12 protein-coding genes are annotated in these 12,712 nt (G+C 36.4%); all 12 read right to left on the minus strand.

Annotated elements, in window-relative coordinates:
- Positions 1–28 precede the first annotated feature (28 nt).
- Positions 29–1,108: a polysaccharide deacetylase family protein gene (locus GQR60_RS00070; protein ID WP_124990988.1), complete on the minus strand. Its 1,080-nt coding sequence runs from the start codon at positions 1,106–1,108 to the stop codon at positions 29–31.
- A 30-nt stretch (positions 1,109–1,138) separates the two neighbouring features.
- Positions 1,139–1,351, minus strand: a complete 213-nt coding sequence (locus tag GQR60_RS00075) for a hypothetical protein (RefSeq protein ID WP_124990989.1) — start codon at positions 1,349–1,351, stop codon at positions 1,139–1,141.
- Between the two features lie 66 nt (positions 1,352–1,417).
- Entirely contained in the window at positions 1,418–2,518 is a 1,101-nt protein-coding gene (locus tag GQR60_RS00080; RefSeq protein WP_124990990.1) for a hypothetical protein, read from the minus strand.
- Positions 2,515–3,786, minus strand: coding sequence for a phenylacetate--CoA ligase family protein (locus tag GQR60_RS00085; RefSeq protein ID WP_124990991.1), 1,272 nt, complete (start codon positions 3,784–3,786; stop codon positions 2,515–2,517). Before GQR60_RS00085 ends, GQR60_RS00080 begins: the two co-directional genes overlap by 4 nt.
- A 16-nt stretch (positions 3,787–3,802) precedes the next feature.
- Complete coding sequence (locus GQR60_RS00090) at positions 3,803–5,122, minus strand: phenylacetate--CoA ligase family protein (RefSeq protein WP_160463370.1); 1,320 nt, start codon at positions 5,120–5,122, stop codon at positions 3,803–3,805.
- Positions 5,079–6,161, minus strand: a complete 1,083-nt coding sequence (locus GQR60_RS00095) for a glycosyltransferase family 4 protein (RefSeq protein ID WP_124990993.1) — start codon at positions 6,159–6,161, stop codon at positions 5,079–5,081. The genes GQR60_RS00090 and GQR60_RS00095 overlap by 44 nt, the downstream gene beginning before the upstream one ends.
- Before the next feature lie 45 nt (positions 6,162–6,206).
- Complete coding sequence (locus GQR60_RS00100) at positions 6,207–7,142, minus strand: polysaccharide deacetylase family protein (protein WP_160463371.1); 936 nt, start codon at positions 7,140–7,142, stop codon at positions 6,207–6,209.
- The gene (locus GQR60_RS00105) at positions 7,129–8,211 is read right to left on the minus strand and encodes a GNAT family N-acetyltransferase (protein ID WP_124990995.1); all 1,083 of its coding nucleotides are present in this window, start codon (positions 8,209–8,211) and stop codon (positions 7,129–7,131) included. Before GQR60_RS00105 ends, GQR60_RS00100 begins: the two co-directional genes overlap by 14 nt.
- Before the next feature lie 3 nt (positions 8,212–8,214).
- The gene (locus tag GQR60_RS00110) at positions 8,215–9,474 is read right to left on the minus strand and encodes an O-antigen ligase family protein (protein ID WP_124990996.1); all 1,260 of its coding nucleotides are present in this window, start codon (positions 9,472–9,474) and stop codon (positions 8,215–8,217) included.
- Between the two features lie 28 nt (positions 9,475–9,502).
- Positions 9,503–10,708: an ATP-grasp domain-containing protein gene (locus GQR60_RS00115; RefSeq protein ID WP_124990997.1), complete on the minus strand. Its 1,206-nt coding sequence runs from the start codon at positions 10,706–10,708 to the stop codon at positions 9,503–9,505.
- A 63-nt stretch (positions 10,709–10,771) separates the two neighbouring features.
- On the minus strand, positions 10,772–11,734 hold the full coding sequence (locus GQR60_RS00120; protein ID WP_124990998.1) for a glycosyltransferase: 963 nt from the start codon (positions 11,732–11,734) through the stop codon (positions 10,772–10,774).
- A 26-nt stretch (positions 11,735–11,760) separates the two neighbouring features.
- Complete coding sequence (locus GQR60_RS00125) at positions 11,761–12,711, minus strand: aspartate aminotransferase family protein (protein WP_124990999.1); 951 nt, start codon at positions 12,709–12,711, stop codon at positions 11,761–11,763.
- Between the last annotated feature and the right edge of the window lies 1 nt (position 12,712).

Here is a 12,712-nt window from a genome sequence, read left to right on the forward strand (position 1 = left end):
TCTTAAGGGAATTTTGAGGTGTTTTTACTTACTGTTGCTTTATTTTTTCCTGCAATTCGCTTAAAGTATGGAATGCTATTTCCCTTTTTCCTGCTTGTTTGGCCAAATAAAGCAAGGCATCCGGATAGTAGAAATCCTTTGGATGTCCGACCAAAACAAAGGGATGAAACAGCATTGCTGAATGTTTCTGAAGCCTGATTGCCGCTTTTAAAAAGTTTCTCATTTTCCCTTTCGAGAACAAACAAAAATCCCAGGTTAAGGCCTCTTCCTGAAGCAAAAACTGAACCGTCTCCCATTTTGATTTCTTTGCGCTGTTGTTTTTAAATTTCTCCAAGGAATTGGCTTTATTCTGCATTGCAGATTTTATTCGTACTGCATCGTATTTTAGGATTCGTCTTCGCTTTTGAGCAAAAATTGGCAGTTCCAAAAATCCACTGCTAATGCCGTTTGAACTCATCAAAGAATTATTGGATGCATACCAGTAAGCTTTGGTTTCTGAAATATTTGAATAATCGTATCTCGACAAATTGCCTTCCGCTTTTCCACCAAAATAAACCGAGCTGTCTGCAATAAAGGAATGCTGCTTAAGAACTTTCAGTAATCGGTCAGATGGATCGATATTGTATCCTCCTGCCCTAAGTATGTTGCACTTGTATTCAGAATTTATCGGTTGCAGAATGGACTCCAAAGTCTCTTTTCCCTTTCGGATTAGTTCCGGCAATCCCATGCTAATGGTTTCGTCCGGCTGATCGGGCACCTCAGGCAACCTCCAGTAATCCAAATTCAGCAACCATTCCCCTTTTTCATATTTTGCATCAATCCATTGCGGATGCAGGTGCAATTGTACATCGTGCCCCAATTGATAAGCTCTCTGTATTTGCTCTTTCATGGCAGTTGCAGGATTCAACGAATATCCCATTGTAATGCCACTCTCGTAAGCTTCCTTCAGCTTCCAGTATTCTACCACCTCAAAAAATATAGTCAGTTTAATCTTGTGCTGTTCGCAAATACCCAACATTCTATTGGTTGGCTCAATGATGTGCTTGAAAACATCGCCCCGACCAGAACCAAAAAGTTCGTAGTCGAGTGTTAGGCAAAGAGAGATCATGAGATTTTGATGGTTTAACTGGTTTGGTATTTATTTCAGATGCAGACTTTGTACATTGATACATTGCTCTTGCATTGCTTCGGGTTGCTTTTGTATTTCTTCAGGTTGCTCTTGCGTTTCTTCCATGTTCCCATGCGTTTCTTCATGTTGCTTTTGCATTTCTTCCACGTTCCCATGCATTTCTTCGCGTTGATCAGGCATTTCTTCGACGTTCCCATGCATTTCTTCACGTTGCTCTTGCATTTCTTCGCATTGCTTTTGCGATTTCCCTTGTATATCTGATTGAATATTTTCTTTGTTGGTCTTCTTTCAGCGTTTCACCTGTCGGAAAAACGGTTTCAAATCACCGATATCCCACACATCAAAAGTTCTGCTGCTGAAGTTGAACAGGACTGAGAACATGTGCATTATCTTTCTCGGGTTTTTAGCAATTAAAACCATGTCGCGCAGAACATTCATCCATTGAACCTGTTTGGAATTCTTTTGATTACTAACGCACTCTCCTAAAATATAGGGGATCAAATCAGGATATTTCAGTTTCATGATCCGGATAAAACCAAACGGCCGGGGGTTCACCTCCAAAAGATAAGGCTCGCCATTAAAAATTTTAAATTCAACATCTAAAAAACCGGTAAATAATGTTTTGCCAATTAATTGAATGGATTTTTCTTCTATAATTTCGGCAAATCCGCCGCGATATTCTTCCACAACCGAAGAGACTCCCGAACGATAATGCCGGACTTCATTCACACAAATGCCTGCCACTAAATTTCCTTGATCGAAATAAGCTCCATAGGAGTAATTATTTTGTAAATCTGCTCCCAAAAACTGCTGCATAACCAGCGATTGTTTTTCGCGTTCGCCAAGAGTTTGATAAAGATTCTTTACCTCTTTTATATTGTGCACCAAACTAGTTTTGAAAGCTGGTTTTTCATACAAATAGATATCCTCATTCCACTTTACTATTTGCGGAAATGTAAAACGCCTGTCATCGGTATCGTGATTCAATTGACTCAGAAGAATTGATTTTGGGTATTTGCAATTAATCTCCTCAGCCAATTGGTAGGTATGCAGTTTGTTCAAAAAAATAGATAAAGCCTCTTTATCATTAGGTACAACATTAAACAGAGTGAAAAACCCGGGAAAATTCTTCATCAGAAAAGACAGGTAAAAACCACTCGCTACGATACAATCCTGCATCTGATTTTTCGAGGCTAAATCTGTCAATTTGCCAATCAAATCCTCTTTTGTATCAACAATTAATTTTATGCCGTAACGGGAATACATGGCAATTTCGTTTTTGCGCCCCAGTACAGTAACCAAATATCCTATCCGACTATATTCCCGCAATAAAAATAAAGCTTGTGGTCCCGCACCAACAATCACAATCTGCTTCTGAATCAGGCTCATTTTTTTTCAATTTGAGATACAACTAAATTAAACTTCCCTCTGTGGCTTCTGATCAATCCCTGCGTTTCAATTTTTTCAAACCTGATTCTACAATCAGCCCCCAATAAAGCTCTTAAGTTTTGTTCCAATTGGGTGCAGTCTAGGTTTGTAAACCCTTTATCTGGAACCAGATTTACAGTTATTTCTCCCACGGTATTTTGAATAATTTGAGCCGCCAGAAGCTGATTTATTTTCTTGAATGCCAAATCCAATCGTCCAATTCGCTGACCATCTTTTAAAATCACATAATCATCATCACGACCTTCTATTTTTTGAACCACACAGGCTCCGTTACTTGTGGGTGCCAGTTGAATTATATCATCTACCTTATAACGAATTAAAGGAAATGCTCTGTTGATAAATCCGGTTGTTATTAAATGATTGTCGGCAAATTCGGTATGAGAATACAATGGAAACTCATGATAATAAGAATCATTAAACTGTCCAAAAGCAACTGTTTGTTCTGCATTTCCATACCAATCGAATATTTTGGTATGGAAAACTTTCTCTACTATTTCTCTTTGGAAATCGTGCAGTACCTCCGAAGAGGTAAATGCAAGCGGAATGTTTAATTCCAAATTGGCTTTGTACAACTCTGTGGCCAATATGTGCATAGAACTTGGATATGCCTTTATTACTTTAGGCTGAAAATTAGTGATCATTTTATGAATCCTGCCAATTTCATCCGCCCCCAAATGAAAGCTGGAGATGTACAAAACATTATTGCTTTTATCGAAATAAGAAACTGTATTCCGATCCAGTACACCTCGAAGAGAAACAACAGGATCACCCAAATGATAACCATGCATTTGCTGGAAAAAATGTCCGTATGCATACTCTTTTATTGTTGATAAAAAATCCCTGTAGACCTGGAGAGGTGTTCCTGTTGTACCGCTCGAATAGGCTTTAAAAACCATTAACCTTGATTTGGTTAAAATATCGGCACTGTTTTTTTTAACAATCGATTTATTGATGATTGGTAATTTATTTATATCCGATAAATTTTTAACCGAATCAATAGTTAATCCATGAGACTGATACAGATTTTTATAGAATTTTGAATTTTCAAAAGCATTTCGAAATTGTTTTACAATTTCCTTCTCTTTTAAATCCAATAATTTCTGTTCCGAACAAGTGTTCAAATCAATAATTTTTCTGAGCTCTTTTTCGAAACCACTTCCAAACTTAATTTTATAAGCAATCAAATCTTTGATTAATCGATAAGTCATATTCGAAGTTTATGGTTTAAGTTTCCTGCATAATTTCTCTGATCACCTGATTTCCCTTCTGAGAATTAAGGTTCGAAACCATCAAATTATACTTCCCTGATACTGTTCGAATAATTTGGTCTTCGCCGATTTCTTTGTAATTAATCTTGCAATCAGCACCCAAAAGCTGAGTTAAATTCTTAATGAGGTTTGCTTTATTCGTCTCCGTAAAATTATAATCCGGAATGATATTCAAATCTATTTCGCCTGCTGCATTCTGAACTATTTGTGCTCCCAGAATGTTCTTTACGTTGCTAAAATTAAAGGCATGATCCAAAAGGCCGATTTGCTGCCCGTTTTTCAACAACACATACTGATTATCCCGTCCTAAAATTCGGCTGGTACAACAACGAATGCAGCTGCTGTCGCACTTCAATTTTATCACATCATCAATTTTGTAACGAATCAACGGAAAAGACTTATTAATAAAACCCGTAGTAATAATGCACTTTTCCTGCACCTCAATATGAGCATACAAAGGAATATCCTGATACAAATCCTTCTTTACCTGACCTAAAGAGATGGTTTGTTCGGAATTCCCATACCAGTCGAAAATTTTTGTGTGCAGAACCTTCTCAATAATGCTTCGTTGAAAATCGTGCAGCACTTCGGAAGAAGTAAAAGCCAGCGGAATCTGTAAATCGAGTCCTGCTTTGTACAATTCTACCGAAAGAATCTGCAGAGAGGATGGATATGCCTTTACTACCTTGGGACTGAAATCTTTAATTAACCGGTAATACTTCTTAATATTTTTTTCATTCAGATTATAGCTCGACAAATGAAGGGTATTTAATGAACGATCGTATCTGGAAATTTCACTTTGATCTAAATCTCCTTTGATAGAAATCACTTTATCGCCCAACTGATACCCGTGCATACTTTGAAAATAGTATCCGTAAGAATATTCTTTACAAACCGATTGATAATCGCGGTACAGCTTTAACGGCGATCCGGTTGTTCCGCTGGTATAAGCGGTATAAACAAACAATTTATTACAGGTTAGCAATTCATCAACCCTATGGCGTATGTCTTCTTTTGTGATGATAGGAATCAATTTTGCATCATCAGTTGACTGGATTGAATTTAAGTTCAATCCGTGCTCCTGATAAAGCTTATTATAAAATTTAGAATTGGTAAATGCATTTTGATATTGCTTTACAAATTCCTGATTTTTAAGTTCTAATAATTGAGATTCGCTAATTGAGTACAAGTCGGCTATCCGCTGTAATTCTTTTGAAAACCGGTAACCAAACTTAATTTTGCTCAATAAGTAATCCCTTAGTGCTCTGTAGTTCATGGTAAATTGAAAATAGAGTTTTTAAAACGCTTTGAGGATAGAAGTCAACACTCCCTTTTGCCGACCTTTCAGAGTAAATCTGTATCAAATTATGGTTGTTTAGTAGTTTTAAAATGGCTTTTTTTATCGCGTCCTCATTTCCGGCATCAACTAAAATGCCATTCTTGTATTTGTAAATTAAATCAGGGATTCCTCCCGCATTACTTGATATTATTGGCAGTGAATAACTCATTGCTTCCAAAATAGATAAGGGCAATCCTTCCTTGTAGGAAGGCAAAATAAAAATGTGCGATGAGCGCATCAACTGATCTTTTTTCTCTGCATCTACCCAACCTTCAAATTGTACCAGATTCTCTAATTTCCATCTCGAAATATATTTTTTTAGCCGGGCCACTTCTCCATTACCGGCAATCTTTAAGCTTAGTCTCCCCTCAAAATTGGTTCTGTTTTTCGAAATGGTTTTTAATAAATCAAATATTCCCTTATTGTCACCAATTAAGCCCAAAAAGAGAAACTGAAGTTTGCCATTCAACACTATTTTATTGGCTTCAGCCGGAGGAATAATCATGTTGTTTAAAATCACCACACGCTTCGGATGAAAAGCGCTGGAAAAGAAATGCTTCCACTTTTCAGTCAGGCAAAAAACAACATCCGCAGACTGAATTACGTAACGAATTCTCTTTTGTATAAATACCGGTGATTCCAAATAAAAATCGCGAAACCCACCTCCGTGGATATGATAGATCAGTTTCTTGTTAAACAGCCTGTGAACTATCGAGAACAGAATGTATTTGCGGTAAAAACTACCTTTCGATGCTCCGTGAATATGAATAATTTTAATATCTGAATCTTTTAAAAGGCGAAATATCAATTCAATTACACAAACAGGAAACCAAATACTATTCAACACTTTTGAGCTGAATCGATGCGAAACAATCAGCTTAAATGGTTTGATGTGTTTCGAATAATTATTTACACACAAGCCGATTCCACCTTTACTTTTTGTATTCCCAGGAGCAATAAATAATACTTCTTTCATTAGAAATGTAATATGAAGTTTATAAGGTGAAAAACAGTTTCATTTTCAAGAATACTGATCTACGATTTGAACGCTGACTTTTCTGTTTTCTGATTTTAATTTCAATTGCAAAGGTTGAATGTACTGATGCCACAAACCTAACATGCGTGCAATGTTCTCGTATTTCCCTCCTTTTGTATTGATGGAAACTCTGGGAATTTCGTACATGCCATTATTTTTCCTACTTAGATCCGGACTCGTAGTAAAAGCCATTTTATAGCCATTCTTTTTTAAGAATTCAAAATCCCTTTCATCGTAATCGCCGTTTGGATATGCGAATGAATTAATTTCCGTTTTCAACCAGCTCTCTAAAATTTTTTTCGATTCGGAATACTCAAATGCCAGTTCCTCATTGCTGCATTGAATACCAATTGGATGATGATAGGTATGCGATCCGATGGTAACAAGCGGATGCTTGTGCAAATATTCCAGTTCTTTCAGATTTACAGCCGACCTCTTTAAAATTCGTTCGGCAGCAGCATTTCGAACATATTCCATTCGCTCACTGTTTTTCATCCTTTTTAAATCCTCAGCACCACTTATTTCGGGATACTTACTTTTTAAATAAGGAACGTATTCCCACCAATAATTCCCCGACACAACCGGTTTAACGGGTGCGAAAATTGAAATTGGAATTTGATATTTCTCAATTATTGGAATCAATTTTAAGTTCCCTTTCCATGCATCATCAAACGAAACAAAGGCTTTCCTTTCCTTCAACTCATCTCTGCCAAGCGCAAAATCATACAATTCTTTCTCACTGATAAAATGAAAATTATGAGCTCTTAAAAACAGAATTATTCCTTGAAATAAAAAAGGAGACGGGTTGTGAAAATAGATAGACAAAACATGTTTGTCAAACTTTTTCAGTCCATAACTTTTAAAAAGTAAAAGCAGAACCATACCCAAAATATCTCCAAGTATTTTCTTAAATCCTTCCATTGCCATTTATATTTTGAAGGTTTTTAATTACCTGCTGCTCTTCTTTCTTTAAGCAATACAAAAAATAAGGCAAGGCAAGCAAAGACTTTAATCGAAATTTATAATCGTAGCACATAAAATATCGATCAACCTGATCAGTAAACTGAAATTTATAGCTGTCCAGTCCCATACCAAAAGAGATCTTCTGCTTGCCGTCTTTAAAACTATTCTGAATAATTGAATCAACACAATGGATTCCTACACCATATCTTCGGTAATCCCGATCAAAGGCTGCGTCAATCCCAATTCTTACTCCATTCCAATCGATACTTGTTGCGTAAGCTACCACTTGCTGATTAAATTTCACGAATACTACCTGCGAAGGAAATATTTCATACATTTTTAAATGAAACTGTTCTTTTTCAGCATCTCCGTACAAAAAACTTTTCCCATCTCTTTCTTTCGTTTTTGCTATTCGTCTAATTTCGGTTAAACCAGCCTCGTTTATCTCTTCAAAACCAACTTCGATCTCAAAACTTTCTTTTTTAATTTTCCTCAAAGTTCTTCGCAAATCTTCGCGAAATTTTCTTGCATATACTGCATCCGAGAACTCCTCATAACTGCTGTATTTATCTACACGAACAAAAGGCGCACCAGCGTAATGTAACAACCGGTATTTGTTGGCTAAAACCGATGATTCGGGCAAGTATTTAAAAAAGATGAAGTGAAATTTTATATTTGTTTTTATCCACGAAATCAATTCAGATGAAAAGCATTCTTCCAAATCATCAAACTTCAAAATATCATTCCCGAGACTGGACCATTGTTGTCCCATAAACTCTAAAAATTCAATTTTAACCACTTTAAAATAGATTCTGTACAATTTCACAAGAGGAACTACAGCAGCAAGCTGATCATCTTTATAAGCTGCAACGATAAATGCTTTTTTGTTATATCCAAGCACATTGTTTTCAACCTTTTCGAAAACAGAAAACCAATTGTAAATCCAGTTGAACTGATTACTGGGAAAATTCCCGAAGTAATCAATCTCCTTCAGATCATTTAAAGTGATAAAGCGAAAATGATACATGTTTTAAATTGTTGCTGAGTGAGTCTTCAAATCGACTGATGAAAGCCGCTGTTTTATTTCAATGTAACGGTTAATCCTATCTTCGATCAATGAAATTCCGATGAACAGAGAAAGAATCAGATCCAATAAAAAGTAGTTAGCCTGCTGTGTTACCAAACAGGAAATAAACATAAAAAAAATTGCCGCAGTCAATTGGTTGTGACTACTGTTCGATTTGGAAATTTCCCTGAAAATTGAATAAAGGAACACCAGATAAAGTAGAAAACCGAGTATTCCATTGTCAACAATAGTCTGAACAAAACCATTGTGTGCAAAAAGAGGCATTCCATCCTTTTTCTCATATCTGTTTTGTGATTCCTGCATGCCCATCCCAACCAAATAGGTCACAAAATTACTTTCGTACAAATTTTCCAAATATACCTGAGCAATTTGCAAACGCCCGGAACCTACAGTTTCATAAGCCGATTTATCTTCCTGCCCTGCCCTGTCGTCCATCACTCTGCGGCGAAAGCCTTCGTTGGTTTGATACAACACAATAAGACCCACAAATAAAAGAACAATAAGACCCAATATTTTACCCGCTTCCTTAAAGGTAATTTTTCGTACAAAAAGGATGCTGACTCCAACCACAAACATGAGCCAGCCGGTTCGTGTGTAGGTTTTGAAAAGAAAGAATAATCCTAAAATTAAAAGAGGTCCCAATACTAAATTCAACAGCATACCGCCTCTTTTTTTAACGATAAACTCAAGAATAACAATGCAGGCGATGGATAATAAAGCCGAGGTATAATGCGGCGCTCCCAATATTCCAACCAAACCATCCAAAGAGGTATCCTCCATCCAAAGCATGGTTTTACTTACCGGAGCCGAAAAAACACCCAAATAGTAAGGAATATTTGAAATAATTAGAAAGCTGGCCAGATAAACCGGCAGCATCCGTAATTTCTTCAGGCTTTCAACACTGTTGATATTCAAATAAATCCAATGAACCACCAAGGGTATGGTTAAGTATTTAGAGAAATTGATAATGGAATCAACCGGATAATCGAAAAAAGAAGTATTCACCAGATTCTTAATCGCGAAAAGATAGCCGAGAATCAAAAAATTGAAATGGACTTTCTGCCCCAGAACACCAACAAATAGAAAAATAAGTAAAGGCAACTTCCAAATGTAAGCCATTTCCTGACCACCAATTGTATAACTCTTTAAAAAAAGAGCAATAAAAAAAGCCAGCATCCAAAATCCTGTTTCAATGTACTTCATATTTACATCAGCGAATTAACAAATTCCATTATTCCAATTCAACTGCAATTAGTTCTCCTATTTTATTCATGATCCGATCCCGTGTATCCAAATTAGGAAACTCCAGTAAACCTATCCCAACCGTACAATTCGAACCGCAAAACCGAAAAACATCTGCCCCCTCTTCAACCATCAATTTAATTTCAAGCACATAATCCCTTATCGAATCATCCAATTTAACCGATCTGAATTTCCCATCTTTATTGGAATGAATCACATAAGTTGTGAAATACTTATTGATCCCTTCTTGGTTGTTAATCTCTGGTTCCACTCCCATGCAGGCATCCACACTCATTTTTATCATGTCTACATTGATTGCACATTTTATAATTTCCGGAATGAAATTCTCTCCGTTACGAGTTCCAATCTCCATCAAATAAATCTGATCGTTCTCATCAATAATCACCTCGATATTAACCCCACCAAATTTGATTTTTAACAAATCGATTACTCTTTGTAATTCTTCTTTTATTTTTTCGTGTAACTCATTGGGCAAAAGAGAAGGATAATTGATACTGGATGGTACAAATTGATTGACCTCAAGGTCATTTTTCTGATCTCCCAGATAGTATGTTGTAATTTTACCATTGTAAATAAAAATTTCTCCATCGAGCTGAGGATATTTCTTTTCGATATATTCCTCAACAATAAAGCGTTTGCTTCGCGAAAATTTCATTGCATAATCAATTGCCTTGCCTATTTCCCATAAATCTTTCACCAAAGTAATTCCCTTACTTCCCGAAGAATCTACTGGTTTTACCAGAACAGGATAGGTGAATTCATCTGATTTTTCTGAAAAATCATTTAAAGTACTGTATCCGCCATACTTAGGTGTATTAAATTTATTCGTGAGTAAAAAACTACGATACAAATCTTTCTCCGAAAGAATTTTCACCGATTTGTATGGATTCCCCGGAAGTCCCATTTTTTCGGACACATAAGCTGCTGTAGTTGTTGCTGAATTGGAGGCACAAGCCAAAACCCCATCAATCTCCAATTTTCTTGATAAATTCAATACTCCCTTTAAATCGCCAGTGTTCAAATTAATATATTCATCGGCATACTGATGTCCCGGATTCTCAGGTGTATCGTCACATGTAATTACATAATAACCAGCTAATTTTGCATACAGAATGCTTGAGATCTGAAAAGAAGCACCACCAAGTATTAACAATCTCTTTCCTTGTAAACACATATCACCCTTATTTTTAACTATCCCGCATCACAATATTTACCAGTCACAGAGGAGTAAATTAGCCTAAGCAATAATCTTCAGTTTCTTTCTGGATGTATACAAAAAACAAAAAATAGAATCGAACATTTTGTATCTGGAAAGTATTCGGTACAAATATTCATTCCCTTTGGCTTTTTCTTTAAAATAGGTACTGCACTCCTCCCTTAAATCCTCTTTTTTTAAGAAAATAGCATATTTCAAAAGTTCCCTATGATAAATATTTAATATATAAGGCAGTAAATGCCTGCGGTTGAATTTCCCGATGTAATATTTTTTAATAATGTATCTGTCTTTAAAAAATCGATAATCTCCATTCCAATCTAATTTATGGGTCACCGAATCGTCGTGAATCCGATAAGTAATGGTATCGTCTTTCATGTAATGAACTTTTGTTGCGGCGGCTGTTTCAATCCATAACGGATAATCCCCCATTTTCCATTTTTCATCAACAATTTTCTTCCCAATATTAATTTTCTGAAGCAAATCATTTTTCATGCACACCGTTGCAGTTGCAATATGATTTCCCTTTAATACATCATCTAAAACATCACCCGTAGGTAACATTTCCTCACCCCGAAGACTCTTTATTATTTTTCCATCTTTAACACACGAAAAATTGGTATGTACCATTCCGTAATCAGGATTGGCTTCTAAAAAATCAACCTGCTTTTGCAGTTTATACGGATCGGTCCAAAAATCATCACCTTCACAAAAAGCAACATATTTCCCTTTGCAGGCAAGGTCAGTTCTATGATCATTTGCTGCTGCGCCCACATTTTTTTCATCGGTGATGATCCGGATTACATCAGGATATTTGTCCGCATATTCCTGAACAATTTTCATCGTACCGTCCGTACTGCAATCCTCACCAATAATGTATTCAAACGGGAAATTGGTTTTCTGCATCATGATTCCTTCAATGCACTGCGCAATGAATTTTTCATGATTGTAGGTAATCGTTTTTATACTAACAAAAGGGGTCGTCATATTTTATGAATTTATTGAATGTTTTTTTACAACACAGCCAGTAATACATTACAAATCCGCTCCATATCTTCTCTGTTGTATCTCTGATCGACAGGAAGAGGAAGGATGTATTTTGCCAGCTTGTAATCCAAACTGTCTGCCGGACATTCCTCCAACACATTTGGCCAATAGCAGGCTGTAAATATTTTATTTTGAAGTAATTCCTTTCTCACATTTTCATTTTCTACATACAAAGGATAAACCATTGGGCCATTTACGAGCAAATCGGAAAAATTGAATCGATTGACTCCGGACAATTGCTGATGCAGATACCGAAAGTTTTCTTCTCTGATTTGTTTTACTTTGGAATAATCAATGTGACTTAAAAGAGACTTGCTTAGCTCCGACATCTGCAGAATCGGCTGCCCCGACAGCTTTAAACTATTCTTCTGAAAATCGGAATAGCCGCTTTCTGCACCCAATTCCAAACGCTTTAGCAAATGTGACATTCTATCCCACGAATAATCCATTTTTAATTCTTCCTCTAAAACCAAATTGCTTGACAAATAAGCGCCGTCAGGAACACCAAAAAACTTACGGGCCGAATAAAATGTTCCAAAAGCCGATGTTTTATCTGAAAAGAATGCCTGCGAATTGTCAACAATCAGATTCTCGGTCTGATAACTCAAAGCTTCAAGAACAGCATCTTTAATTCCGAAGTAGTTGATGTAAAGCACCGCCTCATCCTTCTTTGGTGAAAAATCTAAAACAGGATTCAGATTCTGATCGATTGAATAAAACTCAGCTTCTACATTCAACTTTTTTATGGGTTCAAAAAGCACTTTACAGGAAAACTTTGGCAGGTATATTTTTTTGAAATTACCGACCCGAAGCAAATATTCGAGACAATTTCTGCCGGTATTCAAGTGCAGCAGATCCGGGTAATATCCTGGTCCGCCAACCACTTCCAACTCAAAATAGCCGCCAATTGCTTTCATA

Origin of the sequence: Labilibaculum euxinicum, assembly GCF_009795715.1 — a bacterium.
GTDB lineage: Bacteria > Bacteroidota > Bacteroidia > Bacteroidales > Marinifilaceae > Labilibaculum > Labilibaculum euxinus.